This is a genomic window from Glutamicibacter endophyticus, from assembly GCF_048457885.1.
Lineage (GTDB): Bacteria > Actinomycetota > Actinomycetes > Actinomycetales > Micrococcaceae > Glutamicibacter > Glutamicibacter endophyticus.
In genome coordinates, this window is the sequence record NZ_CP174200.1 from 3,213,918 (window position 1) to 3,236,213 (window position 22,296).

General features: G+C 56.1%; 17 protein-coding genes. 9 read left to right on the forward strand and 8 right to left on the reverse strand.

Annotation, left to right across the window (positions count from 1 at the left end; all coding sequences use genetic code 11):
• Positions 1-13: 13 nt before the first annotated feature.
• Together ACJD00_RS15005 and bcp are read left to right on the forward strand one after the other, a co-directional pair.
• Complete coding sequence (locus ACJD00_RS15005) at positions 14-562, forward strand: DinB family protein (RefSeq protein WP_418907693.1); 549 nt, start codon at positions 14-16, stop codon at positions 560-562.
• 166 nt (positions 563-728) lie between these two features.
• Positions 729-1,205 (forward strand): thioredoxin-dependent thiol peroxidase, encoded by a 477-nt coding sequence (gene bcp, locus ACJD00_RS15010; RefSeq protein ID WP_418907694.1) that lies wholly within the window; start codon positions 729-731, stop codon positions 1,203-1,205.
• 88 nt (positions 1,206-1,293) lie between these two features.
• Here bcp and ACJD00_RS15015 read toward each other — a convergent pair whose 3' ends face one another.
• The gene (locus tag ACJD00_RS15015) at positions 1,294-1,821 is read right to left on the reverse strand and encodes an ASCH domain-containing protein (protein WP_418907695.1); all 528 of its coding nucleotides are present in this window, start codon (positions 1,819-1,821) and stop codon (positions 1,294-1,296) included.
• 105 nt (positions 1,822-1,926) lie between these two features.
• On the opposite strand from ACJD00_RS15015, the gene ACJD00_RS15020 reads away from it, so the two are divergent.
• The 3 genes from ACJD00_RS15020 (at position 1,927) to ACJD00_RS15030 (ending at position 7,907) form a co-directional block, all read left to right on the forward strand.
• On the forward strand, positions 1,927-3,444 hold the full coding sequence (locus ACJD00_RS15020; RefSeq protein ID WP_418907696.1) for an AAA family ATPase: 1,518 nt from the start codon (positions 1,927-1,929) through the stop codon (positions 3,442-3,444).
• 1,586 nt (positions 3,445-5,030) lie between these two features.
• Positions 5,031-6,755 (forward strand): hypothetical protein, encoded by a 1,725-nt coding sequence (locus ACJD00_RS15025; RefSeq protein ID WP_418907697.1) that lies wholly within the window; start codon positions 5,031-5,033, stop codon positions 6,753-6,755.
• 12 nt (positions 6,756-6,767) lie between these two features.
• Positions 6,768-7,907: a hypothetical protein gene (locus ACJD00_RS15030; RefSeq protein ID WP_418907698.1), complete on the forward strand. Its 1,140-nt coding sequence runs from the start codon at positions 6,768-6,770 to the stop codon at positions 7,905-7,907.
• Between the two features lie 76 nt (positions 7,908-7,983).
• Here the strand turns inward: ACJD00_RS15030 and ACJD00_RS15035 are convergent, their stop codons facing one another.
• The 4 genes from ACJD00_RS15035 to ACJD00_RS15050 form a co-directional block, all read right to left on the reverse strand.
• Positions 7,984-8,319: a hypothetical protein gene (locus ACJD00_RS15035; protein WP_418907699.1), complete on the reverse strand. Its 336-nt coding sequence runs from the start codon at positions 8,317-8,319 to the stop codon at positions 7,984-7,986.
• A 1,368-nt stretch (positions 8,320-9,687) separates the two neighbouring features.
• Positions 9,688-10,479, reverse strand: coding sequence for a protein NO VEIN domain-containing protein (locus ACJD00_RS15040; protein ID WP_418907700.1), 792 nt, complete (start codon positions 10,477-10,479; stop codon positions 9,688-9,690).
• Positions 10,480-10,549: 70 nt separating this feature from the next.
• Entirely contained in the window at positions 10,550-12,409 is a 1,860-nt protein-coding gene (locus ACJD00_RS15045) for a DEAD/DEAH box helicase (RefSeq protein ID WP_418907701.1), read from the reverse strand.
• The gene (locus tag ACJD00_RS15050; RefSeq protein WP_418907702.1) at positions 12,379-13,785 is read right to left on the reverse strand and encodes a transcriptional regulator; all 1,407 of its coding nucleotides are present in this window, start codon (positions 13,783-13,785) and stop codon (positions 12,379-12,381) included. Before ACJD00_RS15050 ends, ACJD00_RS15045 begins: the two co-directional genes overlap by 31 nt.
• A 541-nt stretch (positions 13,786-14,326) precedes the next feature.
• Between ACJD00_RS15050 and ACJD00_RS15055 the strand changes: the two genes are divergently transcribed.
• Positions 14,327-15,208 carry a NaeI family type II restriction endonuclease gene (locus ACJD00_RS15055; protein WP_418907703.1) on the forward strand — a complete coding sequence of 294 codons (882 nt, stop codon included), beginning with the start codon at positions 14,327-14,329 and terminating at the stop codon, positions 15,206-15,208.
• 91 nt (positions 15,209-15,299) lie between these two features.
• On the opposite strand, the gene ACJD00_RS15060 is transcribed toward ACJD00_RS15055, so the two are convergent.
• From ACJD00_RS15060 to ACJD00_RS15070, 3 genes are all read right to left on the reverse strand, one after another.
• Entirely contained in the window at positions 15,300-16,307 is a 1,008-nt protein-coding gene (locus tag ACJD00_RS15060) for a DNA cytosine methyltransferase (RefSeq protein ID WP_418907704.1), read from the reverse strand.
• Positions 16,308-16,649: 342 nt separating this feature from the next.
• Positions 16,650-17,972, reverse strand: a complete 1,323-nt coding sequence (locus ACJD00_RS15065; protein WP_418907705.1) for an aspartate aminotransferase family protein — start codon at positions 17,970-17,972, stop codon at positions 16,650-16,652.
• On the reverse strand, positions 17,969-18,604 hold the full coding sequence (locus ACJD00_RS15070; RefSeq protein ID WP_418907706.1) for a TetR/AcrR family transcriptional regulator: 636 nt from the start codon (positions 18,602-18,604) through the stop codon (positions 17,969-17,971). Before ACJD00_RS15070 ends, ACJD00_RS15065 begins: the two co-directional genes overlap by 4 nt.
• Positions 18,605-18,776: 172 nt before the next feature.
• Between ACJD00_RS15070 and ACJD00_RS15075 the strand changes: the two genes are divergently transcribed.
• From ACJD00_RS15075 to ACJD00_RS15085, 3 genes are read left to right on the forward strand one after another with little or no spacing between them, the layout of a single operon-like run.
• Positions 18,777-19,799 (forward strand): phosphotransferase enzyme family protein, encoded by a 1,023-nt coding sequence (locus tag ACJD00_RS15075; RefSeq protein WP_418907707.1) that lies wholly within the window; start codon positions 18,777-18,779, stop codon positions 19,797-19,799.
• Positions 19,796-20,602 carry an SDR family oxidoreductase gene (locus ACJD00_RS15080; protein WP_309409799.1) on the forward strand — a complete coding sequence of 269 codons (807 nt, stop codon included), beginning with the start codon at positions 19,796-19,798 and terminating at the stop codon, positions 20,600-20,602. Before ACJD00_RS15075 ends, ACJD00_RS15080 begins: the two co-directional genes overlap by 4 nt.
• A gap of 16 nt (positions 20,603-20,618) precedes the next feature.
• Complete coding sequence (locus tag ACJD00_RS15085) at positions 20,619-22,280, forward strand: amidohydrolase (protein WP_418907708.1); 1,662 nt, start codon at positions 20,619-20,621, stop codon at positions 22,278-22,280.
• The last annotated feature ends 16 nt before the right edge of the window (positions 22,281-22,296 follow it).

Genomic DNA, 22,296 nt, shown 5'->3' on the forward strand with positions numbered 1-22,296 from the left:
CAAGGAGCACCCCATGAGCACCACGATGGTCACCCCAGATACCACGCTGACCGGCGAACGCGCAGACCTGCACCAGGCTCTGGCCAATGCGCGGCATTTTCTGAAGTTCACCACCCGAGAGCTGAGCGATGATCAGGCCCGGTTGCGCACCACCGCCAGCGCGCTGACCCTCGGCGGTCTGATCAAACACGTCACCGGCGTGGAGGAGCAGTGGCGCAATTTCATCGTGCAGGGGCGTGCCGCAATGGGTTGGGACGGCATGGGTTTCAGCACGATCACCGAGGAAATGATGGAAGCCTTCCACGAAGAGTTCCGGATGAACGCGGACGAAACGCTTGCAGGGCTACTGCAGCGCTACGACGAGGTCGCTGCCGCCACCGACGAACTGCTCGCCACGGTGGACCTGGATCAAGTCCACGAATTGCCGCAGGCACCTTGGTTCACCGGCACCCATTGGTCGGTGCGCCGCACCCTGTTGCACATCATCGCCGAAACCACCCAGCACGCCGGGCATGCGGACATCATCCGCGAATCGCTGGACGGGGCGAAATCCATGGGTTAGCGCGATGGCGCCCTGTGCGCCCGCACGGTTCCATGCCGTCAGGACGCACAGGGCCATCGAGCGCTAGCCGCTCGGGAAACTCGTCGGTCAGCGCCGTACACTAGAAATCACACCACTAGCGTCCTAGAATGGAATCAAAATATCGCTATATGAAAGTGAGTGTGTAGTGAGCGAGTACTCCACCCCGCTGACCGTCGGCCAGAAAGCCCCGGATTTCTCCCTGCAGGACGCCAACGGAAACACCGTCTCCTTGGCAGATCAGGCCGGCAAGAACGTCATCGTCTACTTCTACCCGAAGGCCGCCACTCCCGGCTGCACCACCGAGGCCTGCGACTTCCGCGATAACCTCAACTCGTTGCAGGGCGCCGGCTACACCGTGCTGGGAATTTCGCCTGACCAGCCGGAAGACATCGCCAAGTTCGCCGCCGATGAGTCGCTGAACTTCCCGCTACTGTCCGATCCGGACAACAATGTCGCCAAGGCCTACGGCTCATACGGCGAGAAAAACATCAACGGCAACACCATTGTCGGCACCCTGCGCTCGACCGCAGTCGTCGACGCCGAAGGCACCATCAGCCACATTGAATACGGCGTTGACGCCCAGGGGCACGTGGCACGCCTGCGCGAAACTTTGGGCGTCTAGCTTCAACTGAAGCCCGCCACCCGGCGAATCAAAATAAATGTCGCGACCCCTCTCCAAGGAGAAGGGGCCGCGGCATTGTTGTTTTCGCCTAGTGCGCGAACTTCAGCGGCCAACAAACCTCGAAGCGCTCCATGATCACCTTGTGCCCCGGCTTGTCAGTATCTGAGGGAGACCATTCATTACCCATGGAACCTTGGGTGCGACGCCAGAATGCTTCATGCTCGCGGCGCCAATACTCCAGCGACAAGTCCCCTTCGCCTTCCGCGGCGGCAAAATCGGCGTCTACGTCATAGAAGCTGCGTTTCTCCACGGACGAGACCCGCGTAATGAGCTGCGGTTGACCACGGCCGTCGCAAATCATCCAATAACGGCCCACCTCGGGCAGCGGTTCATCGAACTGCGCGTACTCGATCTCCAGTGAAGAGGTAGCCCGCTTGGCCCCGTGGCTCACGGCATGCAACAGCTCGTCGGCTAACTCCGGGCTATCCCCGAAACACTCGGCCGTGTATTCCCTTGGACGTTCGGCGCCGTCGAAAGCGGCCAAATATTCCTCCCACAACTGCTGCGCAGCCAGATGATTTATCGCTGGCAATGATGAGTATGTTGAATCGCTCATGCTTCCATCGTTCCATTCTCTCCGGTCAAACTGATTATCCGCTTGTCAGGAAATAGTTCCGGCCTGTCGGTCCACAGAATGTACTATCCCTGATAGCCTCGGCCCATGGATGAAAACCTGACGTCGTTTGCCGATTCCTTCGTTCGCTTATCCCGCCTGGTTCTCAACCATCAACCGGAGTCGGAGAGCCCTCGGCTCGTGCCCGTCCTCAGGGAGTTTCTTGGCGCGGAGCCATCGACCGTGCCGGTACTGACTGAGAATTTCAGCGCCCATCGGCTCGCAGATGCGAATATCGTCCTTGATGACATCGTGGGCCGCGATCCAAACGCAAAGCTCATCGGATTTGCGGGCAGGGAACGTCACCACATGGAGCTGGCAGATCATCTGGAATCCTCCGGTCCCGTCGGTTTCATCGGCGAACCTGACTACATTTCCATGGCCGTAGGCCCAGACGAGCAACGCCGCTTTTTGTCCATGGGAATGCATCTGTTCACTTACCGCGGCACACCAATGGCCGTGTTGATTCGCACGGCCAATGAACGCTTCGGGCGCTCTAATAACTCCCTTGAGATCGTAAGCCCCGACCAAGTATCCGTGGACAGCTTCATCAACGAGTTCCGAGTAGGGCTGCGCACCACCAGCATCTATCGCGGCCACGTCATCACCTTCAAGCCCTCCGAATATGGCAGCACGAACGCCGGAGTGACGTTCCATCACCGTGGCAATATGCAGCCCCACCAGCTCGTGCTTCCCTCCGGCACGCGCGAACGGATCGATGAGCAAGTCCTCGGCATTGGTAAGCACCGTGATTTCCTTAGGGACCGCGGAATTCATCTAAAGCGCGGCGTACTGCTATATGGCCCTCCAGGAACCGGCAAAACCCATACGGTACGCTATCTGACCTCCGCCGCCAAGGACCATACGGTCGTTCTTCTCAATGGAAATTCACTTGCACTAGTCAGCGAGGCAGCTGCCATGGCTCGTGCTCTTCAGCCCTCACTCGTAGTGCTCGAAGATTGCGATCTCATCGCCGAAGACCGTTCTTTCGGACACGGTCCGCAGCCACTGCTTTTTGAAGTTCTTGATGCCATGGATGGGCTGGATCCAGATGCCGATGTGACGTTCCTGCTCACCACAAACCGCGTCGAATCACTTGAGCGTGCGCTGGTCCAGCGCCCCGGTCGCATCGATCTTGCGGTCGAGATACCCCGGCCCGACCGTGACGGAAGACTTTCTCTACTACATCTCTACGGAAAGCACGTCCACGCGTCGGAGGAGACCTTCCATGAGGTAGCCGAGAGGATCGATGGAACGACGGCCTCCTTCATCAAGGAGCTCATCCGCCGCAGCGTCTTGCTTGCCGCGGCAGAGGGTATAGATCCCTCGGACTCGCACCTTATACATGCGGCCGAAGAACTCATGAGCAATCAGGCCGATACGACTCGCAATCTACTCGGCGGCACTGCAGACCCTGAACACAGCGACGAGGACCTGGAACACGGCCATGTACATGAGGGCGGGTCTTTCGGGTTCTTCCCTGAAGCTGTGGCATCTGTCGACTACTTCGCACCTGAACCCGGTATTGCCCCTGGGACTGGGCACAACGCGGAAGACGAGCAGTGAGCGACGCATAGGCACGAGTGCGCATCTCGCGTTCTTCCGTAGCGCAATTCTGCTATCTCTCGGCGCTTCCGGGTGTTGCTATCAGCGCCAATAGACCCATGACCCCTGACGAGAGTACTGAGCTACGAGGATAAAGGGCCCCTCTGCGTACTGCTAACCAGCGTTTACCATACTCGATAGCGACAAAGTGACTCTGCAATATAAAGATCTAATCTGAGCCTGAAGCCGCCCGACGCCAACAGTGAACGCACAACATTAATTATCGGACTCCTGGTTTCGAGGGCGGATAAGTAACAATGTTCGAGTTGTTTCGTTGGCTACTCCTGAAGGATCGTTGAAAGTCCTACCCCCTCCCAAGAACGCCAACGCACCCTAGACATTCCGCTTCATTGCCCACGGCGGCGCGTCCCATCACCCAACTTCCGGTTCACATGTTTTCAATTAAATAAGTTGCCGCGACATTTTGATACGCGCCGAGAAACTCCCAACACCGATCCTTGTTCCTCGAGGAACAGTGCAACCCGCTATATACTCTGTTACTTTGCGAGCTAGTCATCACCAGTCAGCTGCTTCCGCCAGACTTGATACAGGGAATGACGTTTCATTTCCTCGACGCCGAAATTAGAAGTGATTGACACAGCGCCATCCATAGATCATCTTGTGCCTAGCAAGTTTCAAAACGTGGAACGTACCGCGATTTCCATTGCGCTTGACAGCGCCTAGTCGGCCGCAGATCCGAGCTGGGTGAACATCGTTCATCAAGACCGATTCGTTCACGTTACATATCCCCCTGCAATGAAGAGCTAAGCGATCGGTGACCATATCCAGCAGTCGGGACGCTCCGCTGCCCCCCACTCGTCAAGGCCAAATCGAAAATCACGGCGGCATAATCACCTCTCCAACGAGTGCAGCACTATATATACATTCATGCTGATCGTTCTCGTCACTTAGTAAGTGGCCAGCCCCTGGTTAAGACACCGTTTCTCAGCAACGAGCAGAGAGCCGTTCATGGCATCCCACGGTACTCGCGGCATACTCCAATAAGCTAGGCGAACGAATATTGGCCGCCCAACCCGATAACTTCCCACACCAACACAGCTGGAGGGAACTTCTCCGGTGTCTCTGCCAATAGATCGACACCTTGCAATAAGTCCGTTGAACCAGTCATGCGATAGTACCGGCAAGCGAGCACGACCAGTGTTGCCGATGCCAGCCGAAGGGCTCGCCAACTTACCGGGCGCATGTTCGGCAAATCAGGGCCGGCATCCGATGAGTTGACTCAGCTTCAAATCTTATTCCGGGTCTGAAGACACCGACAATCATACGAAATGGTCGATGACCAAGTATTTCGGCAAGAGTTGTCCAGCCCAAGCACCAAGAATGTGTCATTGCACACGTTGAGGCCTTCTGGATGCTCGGTGCAGCGGGCTTAGTCTTACGAAAGAATCGATCCTTTCATACCTAAACGCCACCCATTCCATGGTCGACATTCGCCGCCGACGGCGTCTTCGATCATGAAGCACCGAATATTGAATCAAAGTGTCCGGAAAAACTGATAGAACAAAAGGAGTAGTAAATTCTGCTGAATGCGTGATTCCGTAGGGGAATATGTGATTGGATACAGGACACTCGCGTCCACGGCAACGCCGGGTTCGAGGGAAAAGATGGTCAGTGCGATCGAGAACTGGCTCAGATACAACAAGGGCTTTAGGGAAATGCCAGCGCCCGACCAGACCGTGGTGAACGACAAGAGATTCACGCTACGCCACCAACATCGTTTATTAGATGAGGGAGTTGAAGCTTGGCGATGGCATTTCGTGGAAAAGTGGACGAAACTGCCCTTTCAAGGCGACGACGTAGACCAGACTTCAAGGATGCAAATTACGGTCACCAGCGATGGCCAAACGACTTGGATCCTAACGGATATCCAACCTCCCATGGAAGAAACCCGGTATGGACGGCGGCCACGACATGCAGGAACTCCTGGCGTGATCAGTACACTGCTAGATGCTGTTGAACTCTTCGATGGGCATACAGCACTCACGTTGGTTCCATGTCTAGCAGATTCGGCCGACTCGCTCGACACCCTGCTAAATGCCATTCGCGATGACAGCAGACAGGGCATGGTGCTTGTCACTACGCCGCCGCTCGGGTCGACACCCGCACATTGGCAAGACACGCTACGGGATGTTCTCCATGGGACCAATGGGCTCGCCAGCGCTCATATGGTGGCACCCGAGAAACTAGATGTCTTTAACGACTGGGCCGGCCCGGCGCACAGCCTAGCTCCGGGGTCCATCCGAACTTACAAACCGGGCGCTGACTTTGAGAATCCTCTGGATGGACACCTTCACAGGACGATGCCGCACCACCGCATTGCAGGCAAAGAACACCCTAAGAAGTTAAACCGCGTGCTCTGCCGCTCCTTGGTAGCGGAGCTAGCGTCAGCGGAACTACCGTCAGCACTACGTCTCGCCGACGGTGTTTTCCGTAGAATCACCCGCCAACCACCTTCCCCGATAAGAATCAGCAATCTCGCTGAGGCGACAGCGCTCCAAGAGGAAATTCGAGAACTCAACGAGCTGTTGGAGCATTCCGACAATGAAAATCACGAACTTCAAGAGCAAGTGCGAGAAGCCGAGAAGACGCTCCGCGAAGTAGTCGCAGATAACGAATTGCTCACAATTGAGGTGTCTACCCAGCACGACAAGCTTGACCAGCTCTACGCCGATAGACGCGATCTACGGCGCAGACTTTATGATTTAACGGAAGACCAAAGTTCTTTCAATGCCTCTGCACCGGTTCAAGAATTACCACAAAGTCCCGAGACTTTCACGGAATTGGTTGAACGAATAGGGGAAATACCTGGCGTCCTTTGGTGCGGCGATCCGGACTTCACCACCGAACTCGACGAATACTCCGACCTTGGCGCAAGCGTCGTTATGAAAACGTGGGAAGTACTACTCACCTTCAACGCCTATGCCGAGGCTCGGGCGGAAGGAACCTTCGACAACGGGCTAATCCAATATCAGCGCAATCACGAGACTCACGGCAGATATATGCGTATCAGCAAACTCAGCGCACGGGAATCTAACACTGTCCAGCAGAACCAGAAAATGCGCGACCAGCGGACCTTCAAGGTGCCTCCGGAGGTCAATCCGTCAGGACAACTCACCATGTATGCCCATGTTCCTCTTGCGACCGGTCGCGGGCGATCACCACGCCTCTACTTTGAGGACACATGGGACATTAATGAGCGTGTCATCATCGGATACATCGGCGCTCACCTCGACAACAAATCAACAAACTAAAGGACTACCGCATTGGCTAAGACCACTGGCAAGAAGCCACAAACTCCGATGGAGCGCATCGACAACACGATCGATAAGCTCAAAGACGTAGATTCAAAGTTCTTCATCCGAGCTACCGATGTTCCTCGTGACGCCTATGCCCTCTTAGTTTTCGGCATTTCCCGAGGGTGCACCGTCGAACGAATTACAGAGAGCAATTTCCAACTCAATTCATTGGATACCACCGGAGGTCGGTTCATGGTCGCTAAAAATGCGTCCTTCCGAAGAACCTTCACTCAAATGGTGAAATCGCTTGAACCGAGCCCTGCTTCACGCAAAAACTTCATGACATCCATGGAGAAGTACGCAGAAGCTTGCCTATCCGTGACAGACCAACACAAGGAATTTAACGGCTCACTCCCTTTGGAAGACGACCGTACCCTTAACTCGAACGAACCTGCAGAGAATAGAAAACCAAGCGAAGCCACACCCCCATCAACTACTCCATCAGCACCCTCAGTGTTGACAGACCGACGCAAGGTCATAAAGAGTGAGCCTTTCCAGGCTAAGTACTACCAACGCAAAGACAACGGAGTTAAGCGTGACTCAGAGCTAATCAACACCATCACCTATGACGACGGAAGCGAAGCCTTCCAATGTCGCGTATGCAACGAGTACACGAGCGACAATCCTAAAAGTCTCCCTGGCCATATAGGTAAGCACAGCCCTCAGGAACGCACGAATGCGAAAGGTACCCCCGTCTTGCATCTCACAGATAAATGGGTTCCCACTTCCACCCAGAGAAGCCGAATCACCCGACTAGCCAATGAGATCTCCAAGGCTATGGAGCTTGGCCTGTCAACACCGGAAGAAATTGCAAGCGCAATTATCGAGGCTCGTTCAAAAGATCCAAACGGTCAAGGCGATGGCGACGATCCCGAAGTAATTGATATGACGCCGGAACAGCAGATCGAAGCGATACGCCGTATTCTTGGTGATGATCAAGAGGCAAAAGCAGTATCCGACCGCCAAGAGAAGCTGATTTCCGGACTCCAAGACCAGGTCGACCGTACACGTACGGAAATGGATCTGCTTCGCAAAGATCGCGATCTCGCAAAGAAAAACTTGGCCGACTATCAGGCATGGATGGCCAGCGCTCCGAAGCCGAGCTAGTCCAAGCGCTGGTCCGCGCAGGGTGCACCGGATGCCCGTACCATGCACCCTGCTTCGTGCTCGGACGCCCCCGCGTTTAGCAGACGCATTCGGTAGCGCGTGTGCCAAACAATTTGCGCTTCGTTGAATGGCTGTTCGCGTACTCTCGCCATGCTTGATACACGGTGAAATGCGGGTTCGCTTTCATTGACTTCACGGCGTTCGAGAACTTTGGCGCTTCGTAGTCTTCGGAGACTTTCGAACGGCCGTCGGGGAACAATTGGGCGAGCCGTTCCGGGCTCATTGTTTCCAGTGATTCCGCCGTGATCCGGTAGGTGTTGAGTGTCTGGTTAGCACTGGATACATCTCTGGTCGAGCATTCAGCGCTCGCGCAGATTTGCAGGTAACTGAGCCCCTGCAGAATCTGGCTCATAATCTTGTGGTAGTTAGCCATCGGCGGTTTTTCTCACGTGTCTGACGCGGCACCACCTGATGCGGTGTCGTCAGATAGACCAGAACATCAGGTACTGGATACGCGACCAACTACGAATAAGCGCGAGACCAACTCTGCAGACATCCGCGACCATCAAGCACTATTTGCCAGTCGAGACCAGTCGATCCAAAGTAATTATGCGCATGGCAACAAACGAAAGTATGCGCCACCGCGCCAGAGGCTATAAATGCAAGGGCGGTTATCCGTCAGGAATTTGCGAAGAAACCCCATCAATCCATCAATCCATCAACCTTATTTCGAGAATTAGAGAACGTTGGGTCAACCGGCCTTATAAATAACATTCAGAAGGTGGACTAAATCCGAAACTAATCATTTCGTGCCTGGGCTCGTCCGCAGGGAAGTGGATGCACCATCACCCCCCAGAATTCTCTCGCAGTTAATTCGTCGTGCGGCACTATTGGGAACTATTACGATCGAATTTTGTCACACGTGAAGGCGTTTCCTACCTTCGGAAGCCAAGCCTACAGGCAACTAAAGCAAGCACGTCAGTAACCTCAGCGATCGAGATCGCTCCGATTCCGTGAGACTTTCCTTCACGTAAGCCACCTAGCCCAGCTCCCTATGCAGTGATTCAACGACTTCGGCGCGTCGCTCAGACGGAACTCTCAAAAACGCGGCCCACGCCCGGTCAAGGCCAGTCATGCCGCGACGACCTCGATCCACCCAAACAAGTAACCTGCGCCGTTCGGAGAGCTCTAGCTCTCGCGCAGCGGCTAATACCTCCGAGAGATCACTTGGAGAACTCGTCGAACCTGAACGGCACCTACTGCACTCGGTTTGAAGAACTTCAGATATCTTTCCATCCGGCTCAAGAACACTTCGTCGAAAGACTGAAATTACAGCAGTCTTTACGGGATCGTCGGGATAGGACTCCGCGCCGCTAATGCCGCACAACGTACACATATACTCATCCCGAGCGAGAATAGCTTGCCTCTCTTTACTCGTAATCGCCCTCTGACGAGGCGCGTTGCGCCGTGCCATTTGGTCCCAAACCTCAATTCCCGCCCTGACAAAACGCTGGTCTTCCGCCTGTAAAGATGCGTCCTCGGAGCTCGTGTGCAGCACCCACCCATACTCGCGCAGGTCGCGGATGCGACGATCAATCTGGGAGACACGAGGAAAAGCTTCTCTAAGCTGATTCTTTGTGAATACGTTGCCCACCCCTACAACCTGAACTAGCCACAGTGCACCGCGCACCATAGACCCATCTGACCGCTTCGGATCATTCCATAGTGGAAGTTCCATGGTCGATCCTCCTTTCCACTAGCGCAAATTGAGCAGATTAAATTATTCAGATTGTTCATTTGCTCGATCTCCGCGATGCCTCCAAAGCGGAAGGAGTCCCGCAGCCGCAGCGCCCAGTTCAGCGACGCTGCTCTTGATGGCATCTGCGGGTATTTCGAGTCTGCATGTCTCCCAGTGTCCGAGCTTGCTGGAGTCACATGGTATGTGGCTGGCGATCCAGTCCTTGGAAACTGACCCGACATCGGTAACCTTGAGATCCTCAGACAGCCGGACAGTTACCATTACCCAACACGGATCACGCTGCATTACCCGATACTCGTTGCGTGATATGTACGCCACAAATCTCTCTTTGCGACCAGTGCTTTTGACCTCCAAGTGTGCTGAATAATCACCCTGCACAAATGCGACATCATATCCAAATCCGTCTGAACGCTGAGAAACGTGGTCAATCCTCGCTCCCGTTATCCCACGAAGTAACTCAACAAGTGCAAACTCGCCGGCTGCACCGAATCGTTCTCGCTCGGCTACATCTACTTTTCCCCAACTGCGAACCAACTGCTCATAAATATGATCTGCGTCGAGACCCAATGAGCGACCAGCTTTTAATATATCAATGGGCAATTCTTCGGATGATTGTACAAGAATATCCGCATCTTTCACCCATGATGGTCCGTCAATCTCTAAAATGGCCGATAGTATCTGGTCGGCCGGTTCAAGCGAGTATTCGTTAGACTCCAAAGACTCCAATAAACCACTTTTGCCTAACCAAGAAAGAGCAGCGGAGTACTGCATTGGCGAAAGATCGCTAAACCTTGGATGCGTGGTGAGCAGCATATGAGTACGCTTCAGCCCCCCGCCAGCCGACAGCTCCTCAAGCCAACGCCGCGCAGCCGTCAATAAAGCCTCAGATGGAAGGCGCACGAAGGTGTCCAATCAATGACTGCAAGTCTAGTTGATCGAGCCCGCTTGTCGCGGTTGGGTCCTCATCCAGGTCAGCCAGTTGTTGCACTGAGGGATCATCGAGTATCCCGCCCATAAAGGTCAATTTACTTTGCAGCCTAGAGGCCACCACTTCATCGATGGTGCCTTCAGAAGCTAGCACGGTAATGTGTGTGGTCGTATCTGCGCTGAGACCTAGTCGATGAACGCGATCGAGACTTTGCAAGAATCGTCCAGCCGCGAAGTCGCGATCCACATAGACTGCATCATGACATTCATGATGGAGACTAATCCCCTCGCCAAGCGTCGCTGGGTTTGATAGAAGTACCATACATTCCGGATCGTTACGGAATCTTTGGATCTCGTCTAGTCTATTCTGACTACCGCCATGCACTATTGCTGGCTTGTAGCTGGATAACATTCGATGCAGTGTGTTGAGGCTCCTTATGAATGTCGACCAGACGAGAGTTTTCTTACCCAATGCCGCATTCTTTGCCACAATGGTCAGCACTTCTCGATACTTTGGCGACATTTCATAAGCGGGAAGGTCCTGCATTAGTTGATACAGGGAAGACTTTTTCGGGATCGGCAATGGAGGGACCTGATAAACAAGTGGTTCATACTGGGTAGTTCCGACCGCCAGGAGAGCCGGACTTGTCGCCGCCATAAGCATATAGACCATTACTCGACCAAGAGATTGAAAATCGCTTTCCTGCCCAATGGCACGAGCAGAGAAGTAACCAAGAAGCGCATCGTATATCTCGGAGTGAAGAGTCGGGAGACTGACCGTTCTTAAACTAGTTTCTACAGGAGGGAGATCAAGCTCAGTCTTGGTGGTTCGTGTAAAGAGCGGTTTGAGAATACGGCTAGCTGCGCTCAAGTCCCCACCGTTAACTGCCCGGATTACGCTTTGCCTTCCTGTGCCAGGCCAGACAAAACCTAAAAGATTCTCGAGATCTCTAGCACCATTAGGAGCGGGTGTCCCCGTGAGTATTAATCGTCTCTTGGCTCTCGGGCCTAATGCCAGGCACGCCGACCCGTAAGTCCCGTTCGCCCCGAGTTTCATACGGTGGGCTTCATCCAAAATTATCATTGAAGGACGTTCAGAGAGCCATCTGCCTAGGGTATTTACCAGGTTCGACAAACGCTCGTAATTGACAATAATCGCTTCAGTACCTTCTGTAATACCGTTCTCCGCTATGTCCATATGGAGAGGGTTTCGCAAGCACTGAATGTTTTCGTGCAACCACGCATCATAACTGGATTTAGGTCCAACGATCAGCAAACGCTCAAACCCCTGTTGTTCACGCATTGCCTGAAATATGGCCAACCCAACCCTTGTTTTACCAGCCCCCGGGACTGAAAAATTCGCACCGTGACGTAGCGATTTCAATTTAGCAATGTCACGCAATTGAAAATCTGTCAAACTACCTATCCATCCGCGGCCCAATTGACGGAGAATATCGTCTTTGTTGATAGATTTAGCATCAAACCCTTCACGCAACTCATCGGACAGCGATTGCGCATCTGCAAGTGAGTCTATGACCAAGTCTTTGAGATTCTCATCCCAGATTACGTCGCCATCTTCCCTTTCTGGCCATTTATTCAGGTTACCGAGATTAGTCAGGAGGTCGTCCAATTCGACTTCTACGCTATTTGGAGAGCGCTGAACACTAGAGGTAAAATTTATTGCGATTCGACGTAATTCGTTTTCGCATCCAAGACGCGCCGTTAGGCGGACTCTCATCACATCAGCCGTGAGTTCAATTCTCAAGCTGGGGCCATTTTTGCCCATCACTGCAACCGCGCCGCTTCTAGGAGCCACTCGACGCCCTCACTCGGTGCGCCATAAGCTCGACTGGCGTGTCGGGCAAGACCTCTCAGGCTGTCACGAAGTACGATCAGAGCATCATCGAAGGCTTCGTCATCGAGCGCTCTCTTGGCCCTCGCCTCTGCGAACTCATTAGCGCACTGCACAACGTAATCAGCGGCATCAGTTAAACGTTCTGGCACAGCAGTCTGTCTCTTTACAAGCTCGGCATTCTGTCCGGCCAACTTGACGGCTTTGTCAAAAGTCTCACGAGCTGTCCTCATAATCGCAGTCGCGGCTTGAATCTCATTAGAGCTTTCACCATTTGCGCCTATAGAGATTGCCTTTGAGCGGAGCAAGAGACTTGTAAGTGCTTCAGTAGCCTCAACATCCTCGCCGACTCTCGGCAGCGAAGTCCCAGGAATCCCTGGCACCGACTGTCCAGACCCTTCGGTCGGGCTTGTTTTGAGACTGTCAGGCAATCGATCAGCCAAATACCGGCTATGGAAATCGTGCTCTGCCAGGCGCAAAGAAGTCTTGGGATAGTCCAGCAAAAGCATCGCCAGGCGAGACTGCAAGACTCTCTTGGCTGCGTCCGGGTCTGTTGCCATCAAACTAGCGTAGTCGCGATGAAGCTCTCGCAGCTTTTCCTGATGTTGCTCAAAGTCGATCAATCTCAGAGCAGTGCCTTGGCCGGTTGCGCTACGGTCAATGGCATCCAGAATTTGACCATAAACCCAGCGATCTCTTTGAAGGGTCGCCAGCTTGATATTGAAGTCTTTGGCCACATCGCTTTCAGATCTGCCTCGCCCCAGTTCCTCGTCTATTGCGATCAACCGGTTTATATAGGAATAGTCGCGGCGTCTATCCTTACGAAGCTGTAGTGACAATTCGACATTATTGATGTCTTGACGCGAAGTGTCATCTGGAAGAACTCCGACACGGATATTCTGCTCTCCAATATCGTAAAGTGCCGCGGCCCGAGTATTTCCATCAACCAAAACACCATAGGGACTCACAATCCCGGGCTCACGTTGCCCCGCACTATCGAGCTCGTCCCTCAATGCAATGTAGTCCGGGTCAATCTGGTCCGGATTAGCAGGGCGTTGTCTGAGTAAGTCGCGTAAGTACGACTGGGCTTCTTCCCCCCACGGATCGTCTTCGATGGCGTTGTTTCGTTCCGGATCAAGCATTCGTTGCGCTCGTATCCGATGAGTGTCGGGATTAAAAAATAACAACGACAACGGCATCGAAATCACGTAAAGGTGACGCATATCCCCGCGCCAGTCGATAGTCACTTTGGCACCCTGCTCACTCATCGCTTGAGTAAGTCGTGCTTGTATGACGCCTCTGATCTGCTGGCCCTTGGGCGGAAGTCCAAAGTCAGACACAGCCCCTCCTTCTGGAATTTATATATTCGGCAGTCCAGTAACTGCGTACCAGACCTTCATTGGGGTGACTGCGGTCACGATAGTATGCTATTTGTGGTACTGAAAATCGTCAAACGTATTTCAGCTGATCGGCTAAACACAAATGCTTGACGGCCAATTCTCGAATACACGCACCTACGCTTGAATCAGCAGCTTCAATACTCTGTCGGTAGCGCCGCGCGATGTGTCGGTAATCAAAGGTGACGCTCCCACATCTCGGGATCTCTTCACGTTGATCTTTACTCTAGTTAACTAAACATCCTGCGAATGTATCCATGAAATTCGCATCCTAACAATCGGAACCAACAGGATAAGCGCACCCACGCTCCTTCGCGCGGAATCCAGGTCTCCGGTAAGGCAGTCATGCCCCATACTGCCCAACTTCAGATTTTGGGGTTTTCGATGTGTCAGCATTGAATTGATTCATCGCCTTGAATAGGGTGGGTGCATGCCACGCCTAAACGCGCCAGAAGGATTTCTCCTTGAAGACGATCCTGGCCTCATGTCTGTAATCAATTGGTTTCGACATGCAGATCCCGATGGCGCCCGACTGGCTTCGGTATTTCGCGCAACCTTCGACCAACTGTATGATGGGCAACGAACTGGGCGCTATCGCTGGGACCAACTCTACAAAACAGAAAAAACCCACTTTGGCACGTTGATTGAAATCAACCTGCAGCGCGAGTTTGGCTTCGAAGACGGCTTATTGATGGACTATAAGATCGCCGGGGAAGAAGTCGATTGCAAATACTCGGCCACAGCCCAGTGGATGCTTCCGCCAGAGAGCATCAACCACCTCATACTCGGTTCGGTTGCGAATGATGCGAAATCGACATGGAGCCTCGGTATTGTTCGCGCGACACCGGAGAATAGAAATGCAGGAATGAATCGAGACCAAAAGGGCAGCCTAAACGCCCTCGGAAAATCCAGGATTCGTTGGCTTTTCAAAGATTCGCCGTTGCGTCCCAATATTTTACTGCAGCTTCCAGTGAACATAGTCGAGGGGATATTATCCCAACGAAGTGGGCAGGCCCGCGTTAATGCTTTGTTTCGCAATGCGACGAATATGCGGATTACAAGGAACATTGTCGCGACCGTGGCCCAACAAGAAGACTACATGAAGCGAGTACGAAATAACGGCGGTGCGCGCTCTGCTCTGCGCGAAGAAGGCTACTTGATCTTGAGCGGCGATTACGCGGCCCAAAGACGAGTTGCAGGCGACCTTGGATGCGTCGTACCAGATGTCGGCGAGTTTGTTTGTGTTCGTGTTGGCCCAGTAGACCTAGCTAAAGAAGGCTCCGTGGACATCAACGGACAGCTATGGCGAGCACTTGCGCCCTCCGACATCGCCACTTCAGCAGCCCCTGTTATCGATGGTCAGTGATACCTCACCGTTCAATCGAGCGTCGCCATTTCTCCATCACCTTTCCCTAATGTTACAGCTAAGGCGAATCTTATAAGTCCAACGATTGCGTTTAGCCGACGGCAGACAATCGAAGGACATCGCACTCTTCTCGGCGGAGCCCCGCCGGAAACTTCAAACCGAGCGCAGTTGCGATTGACCGGCCAATCGCAGCCGCAACGGGAGGAGGAAACGCGTTACCAATTTGTCGATAGATGGATGTCTTTCGGCCGGAGAATTGCCAATCTGGGGGGAACCCTTGAATTCTTGCTACCATCTGATTCGTTAACCGAGGAATATGGTCGATTGGCATGTCACTGCCCGGTGGATCATTAGCAATTCCTTTGCCGTCGACTCCCAGAGCCAACCATCCTGCTTTTGCTCGGGTGGGGCCAAGGTCCGCCCCACCGTGCTTCTTCGACCCCCCTACAACCGTAGGGGCGACGTTATTCGCCTTCTCTGCCCAGGCTTCAGCACCCGGCCACCCCAGACTCGCCATGTAAGGAAGCAGAACTTCTCCCACTGTCGGCGGCGTACCTTGTGGCGCTGGCCATTCGAACTTCGTCCGATACCGACTTTTAACAGCAACAAGGATAAATCTGGGGCGAAGCTGTGGGACGCCAAACTCACTGGAGTACAGCAACTGCCACTCCGCTTGGTAGCCCATAGCTTCGAGCCTATTCAAGATCGATTTCCTGTATGGCGCAAAACGAGCAGAGGCAAGTCCTTTGACGTTTTCGAGCATTACGGCGGAAGGCTTAGCTTCCTGCACGAGTCTCAAAGCTTCTGGGAACAAATCACGCTCATCTTCTGCGCCAAGCTGCTTACCCGCCACACTAAACGGCGGGCAGGGAACACCGCCTGCAAGCAGATCTACGCCTTGGTAATCTCTACCGTCTACTTCACGTACGTCGCCCTGCTTCACATTCCACTGTTCGCGGTTAAGCATCAGCGTAGCTGCTGCATCTTTGTCGATTTCCACAGCCAGCGCATGGCCAAATCCGGCTTGTTCCAGCCCTACCGACTGACCACCAGCACCAGCGCATATTTCGAGTACGGAAAGCGTGTCGGTAGTGTTCATAACATCCAGTCTCTCATTCCAAGCCACTAGCAATAACTCTTTGTGGTTCTAGTCCCACCCTCCCACCCGAATCCGACAGTTTGACTCGAGGCTTACCTTCGGTAGGCCTCCTCATAGGGATCGTGTTACCTACAAGACGTTCAAATCAGGTGATGTACAATTCAAGCTTATGGACGGTAGACGGAGCAAAGATCAAATGTAGCGAACCGTTTCAGAGCATTTTACTATTGCTCCTAGACGCCCTCATAATCGATCATCTACGAGTTGCTACAGCCGTCTCAATAGTCATTAGAGGGAGCCCCCCGGTTTCCTGCGGCAAGGCCTTCCAATCGATAATAACTCTCAATTAGTGGCACGTGCCTCGCATACAGACCCAGCCAACGTCTCCACCAGCAATTGCGCCTGCTCGCGTTCGATCACCATTGGCGGGCGCATCTTGAGCACATTGTCGTGACGCCCGATACGGCTAATCAGCACGCCCTTGGCTTTCATGAGTTCGATTAGTTGCTTGGTTGCCGCCGCATTGGGGGCTGATGGATTATCCGGTTGTACGATGTCGTAGCCGAAGAATAGTCCTTGGCCTCTAACTGCACCGATGATCGGGCTGTCCTTCGCGATCTCACGCATGGCATCGGCAATGAATTGACCGTTGGCGACGGCGTTCTCCATCAGGTTGCGGTCCCGCATCTGCGAGAGCACCGCGAGCCCCGCGGCCGAGGATACCGGGCTCCCGGCGAAGGTATTGAAGTACATGTTGTGGCGACCAAATTCGTCAAGTAGCGCCTCGGTGGTAACAACCGCACCCACCGGGTGACCGTTGCCCATGGGCTTGCCAAGGGTGACGAGATCCGGGGTGATGTCGTAGAGCTGGTGCCCCCACATGTGGGTGCCGAGGCGTCCAAACCCGGACTGAACTTCGTCGGCAATGAACAGGCCACCGGCCGTCTGGACACGCTGTGCCAGGCCTTCGACATAGCCGGCCGGGACCTTCAACAGGCCCTCGGTGGAGAAGATCAGGTCGAAGAGCGAGGCTGATATGCCAAAGCCTGCCTGCTGAAGTGAGTCGATCGCACGATCGACCTCGGCGAGGGCCTGGACGCGCAGCGCCTCCGCCTGCGCTTCGTCGAGTCCGGTAGCGTCGGGCACCCGGATAGCGCGCACGTGGGCGCCGAAGGGCTCACGGACGGTGAGGCCAGTGGTCAGCTCGGCCAGTGAGGTGGTGTTGCCGTGATAGCTGAAATCGGAGACAAGGATGCCGGTGTTGCCGGTGTGCTGGCGTGCGATGCGCAAAGCCAGCTCATTGGCCTCGGAGCCGGAGTTGACCAAGAAAAGCCGATTGAGATGTGCCCCGAAAGTCTCCAGTAGCGTTTCCGCGTAGTCCACCACCATGTGGTTGAGGTACCGCGTGTGTAGGTTCAGGGTACGCATCTGTTGGTTGACGGCATCGGCCACGACCTCATTCGCATGCCCCACGTGCGGCACGTTGTTGTAGGCGTCGAGGTAGGTGCGTTCGGCGGCATCGGTGAGCCACACGCCGCGGCCGCTGACCAGTTCCAGCGGGGTGTCATAGAACAGCGGCGAATGTGGGCCAAGGGTGGCGACCCGGCGTGCCATTAGGGCCGCCGTGGATGGGGACAGTTCTTGTTGTGGGGCAACGTTGGTCATGGCTGCTCTCCGTTCGTGGAGGTCTCTTCGGGGCGTAGAAGCCCGGCGGCCAATAGGCCGATGGCATGGATTTGGGTTTCGACCGCTTCTGGGTCGGTGGCGGCGCGGGTGCCGGCGGCGCGCAGGGCCCCGTTGAGCGTATTGGCCAGCGCGTCGGTGTCGGCACCGGGGACGAGGCGGCCCTCCTGTTGCGCCAGAATCAGGTCATCGCGGATGAAGTTTTCGAAGGACCGCGAGGCGGTTCCGGTGACTCCCGCGAGCACCGGCGCGAGGTCCGGACCCATGATGCCGTAGAAGCGACCACGGGGGTCGGCACTGGCTTCGGTCAGCGCTCGCGCCAAGGCACGGGTGCGTTCCACCAGCCCTTCGGCTTCTTCGCGGAGTTCCGCACCGCGGTGCAGGACGGCCTCGGCCAAGCGTAGGTAGACCGCGCGGACGATTTCTTCGCGGCCGCCGGGAAAGTGGGCGTAGATGGTGCCGCGGGCAATTCCTGCGAGTCCGGCGATTTTTTCGAGGGCAGTGCCCGCGTAGCCGCCGTCACTGAGCAATTGCGCGGCAGCATCCATGATGTCGTTTCGGGTCCGCAACCGGTTGCGTTCGCGTTGGCTGGTGATCTCAGGAATCTGGCTCATGAGTCCTCGGAAGAATCTAAGGGGCGTGGCCGGGGTCGGGTGACCCGTTGGCACCAGCATAACCAGAAAAACAAAAAAGTTGAACACTCTGTACTGTTGACAAACACTCTGTTCAACTTTTTACTGAATATGACCACCATCACAGATTTAGCCACGCACCCGAAAGGGCTCCATGATCTCCGCCAGCGCCGCCGAAGCCGCACTCCGGACCGTTCTCCCCCGGTATGGGATCGAGGAATCGGCAGAAATTGACCTCGTCAAATACCGCGAGAACTACGTCTTCCGGGTGACCACGACCAATGGGGACGCCTATGCGGCCCGCATCCACCGCGTGGGCTATCACAGCAACGCGGAACTTAACTCGGAAGCCAACTACCTATTGGAGCTCTCCCACTACGGTTTGCGGGTGCCACAGCTAGTCGCCACCACCGATGGTGCTGCCAATTGCAGCCACGGAACTGCCGAGACCGAAGTCGTGATCGATCTACAGCACTGGATCGAAGATGCCGCGCCCATGGGCGACATTGTTGCCGCCCTCGACGGCGACCCGTCCTTGAGCGAGGACGACTTCCAAGCCCTGGGCCGCGAACTCGGTCGGCTGCATCGGGCCTGCATGAGTATCGGTGTGCCGGAAGACTTCACTCGTGGCGCTTGGGACGCCGACGGACTAGCCGGATCGGCCCCACTGTGGGGTGACCCGACGAAGCTGCCAACCCTGGAATCCGGCGAACGCGAGATGATCGCCGCGGCAATACAAAGGCTTCATCGCCGGCTGCAGCAACTACCGCGCGACGCGACCCATTTCGGCGTGATCCATGCAGACCTAACCCCAGAAAACGTGCTGATCAGCGGCGCTAATCCCACGCTGATCGACTTTGATGACTTCGGTACCGGATGGCACCTGTTTGATCTGGTCACCGTGCTTTTCTTCTACTCCCGCCACCCGCTGCTCAACGAGTACCGCCGGGGCCTCGAGGCCGGATACCGTTCCGAACGCCCGGGGCTGCCCGACGATTTCTTCGACCCCTGGGAGGACCTGTTGGTCGCTCGCGGACTGACCTACCTCGGCTGGGCCACCGAGCGACACGGAGACGAGGAAGCCAGCTTCATCGAACAGCGCGTGGTTCCCGTAGTACTCGAACTTATTTCGCGCCAGCACACCACTCCCGTTGCCAACACCGGAGGCCGAGCATGAACCCGGAATTGACCGAACACTCCCCCGTCGCGCTGATCTCTGGTGGCGGCACCGGCATCGGACGGGCCGCCGCACATCGGCTGCGTGCGGAGGGCTATCGGGTGGTGCTCACCGGCCGCCGCGCCGAGCCGCTCGAGGCGGCCGCCGCCGAGATCGATGCCCTGGCACTGCCGGGCGACATGACCGACACCGACAGCACCGAATCCGTGGTGCGGCGCACCCTCGAAACCTACGGTCGGATCGATGCGGTGCTGGCCAACGCGGGCGGACACGGCTTTTCTACCGTGGTGGACACCGAAGATAGCTCCTGGGCTGCAAGCCTGGATGCGAATCTGACCACCGCTTTCAAACTCTGTCGCGCGGCCCTGCCGCATCTGGTAGAAACCGGTGGACGGATCGTCGTGGTCTCCTCACTGGCCGGCATTGCCGCTGGACCCTCGGTGGCCGGTTACACGGTGGGCAAGCATGCATTGATCGGACTCACCCGGTCGATGGCCCGCGATTACGGCAAGCGTGGGGTACGCGTCAATGCCATCTGCCCCGGCTGGGTACGCACGGATATGGCCGACGCGGAAATGGATGAGCTCTCCAGTGCCATGGGGTTGCCGGATCGGGCCGCCGCCTACGCCAAGGTCACCGAGAATGTCCCGCTGGGCCGCCCGGCCGATCCAGAAGAGATCGCGGGAACCGTGGCCTTCCTGCTCGGACGGGACTCGAGCTACATCACCGGTGCCACCCTCGTCGTTGACGGCGGGGCCCACATGGTCGATCTGCCCACCATTTCCTTTGACGCCCTGTCCTAACTATTCGGGAGTACCTATGAGCGATACAACCCTCGTTTATACCAACGCCACCGTGCACACGATGGATGCCGTCCTGAGCACCGTGGATGCTTTCGCGGTAACCGATGGCCGGATCGTGGCCACCGGTGAGCGCGCCCATGCGCTGCTGGCCGAGGGTGCCGAGTCGGTGGATCTGGGCGGACGCACCGTTCTGCCTGGGCTAATCGATGCCCACATTCACCACGCACAGGGAGGGAAGAAGGCGCTCTTCGACTTCAACATCCCACCCACCGCCGGCCTCGAGGAGGTCTTGCAGGCCATTGGACGGGCCGTGGCCGAACTGCCCGAGGGGGCCTGGCTCACCGGTGGTTCCGTCGGTTCGGGTCTTATCGACCAGGTCAACAGCGCACAGACACTGGCCCGTCTGGATGAAATCAGTGCCGGGCATCCGGTGTTGCTCACCGATGATTCGATCCATAACCGTTGGGCGAACTCGGCGGCCATGGAGCTGGCAGGGATCGATGCCAATACGCCCGACCCGGAGGGCGGCCAGATCTGCCGTGACGCAAAAGGCCAGCCCACCGGATGGCTGGTGGAAGCTGCGGGCATGATGGCCGAGAAAGCCAAGGAACGCGTTGCCCCTTTCGGGCTGGATAAGCTCATGGAAGCCAGCGCGCAGGGCGTGGCCGAATGCAACTCCTTCGGCATCACGGGCTTTCAGGACGCGGCCACTTCGCAGCAGATTATGCAGGCGGTGCACCGACTGGATACTGAGGGGCGGCTGAACGCCTGGGTGGTCTCCTCCACTCCGGTGGAGGAGTTCATCTTCGGATTCGACCCGGTGGGCCAAGAGGTTATCGAGGCCATGCCAGACACCGCCAGCGAGCATCACCGCCCCACCTTCATCAAGATCTTCCTGGACGGGGTGCCGCCGACGCGTACCGCCGCCTTCCTCAACCCCTATAAGGGCATGAGCGAATCGGATCCGTGCTCTCACGGGAAGATGACCATGAGCCAAGACAAATTGGCCGGATGGTTGCTGCGCACCGCCGAACAATGCGTGGGAGCCAAAATCCATTGCACCGGTGATGCCTCGGTACGTGCGGTACTCGACGCCGTCGCCCAGGTACGTGCCGCCGGGTACGCGCACGTGCGGTACCAGGTGGCTCACGGCCAGTTCATTGCCGCCGAAGACCTGCCACGCTTTGCCGAGCTGAACGTCTCGGCAGATATCTCCCCGGCCATCTGGTATCCGGGAGTCATCGCCGAAACCTTCCACGAGGTACTCGACGAACCACAGGCCAGCGAGGTGCAACCCAACCGGCTGCTGCTCGAACACGGGGCCCGGATCGCCGCCGGCAGTGACTGGCCGGTTGCCCCAACACCCAACCCGTGGCCGGCCATCTACGGACTGGTTACCCGCAAGGATCCCAGCGGGAGTTTCCCGGGAACCCTTTGGGCGGAACAGGCCATGACCATCTCCGAGGCGCTGGTCTCCTACACCCGAGCCGCCGCGGAGGCCGCCGGACTGGAGGACGTCACCGGCAGCCTCGAGGTGGGCAAATCGGCCGACTTCATCGTGCTTCCCACCGACCCGATGCACTGCCCCATCGAGCAGGTCATCGAGCTTCGCCCCGAGGCCACCTATTTCGCCGGCCGCCGCGTTTACGCGGCCGTTGCGGACACCGCGCGCGGCTAAGCCCCGCCCGAACTCA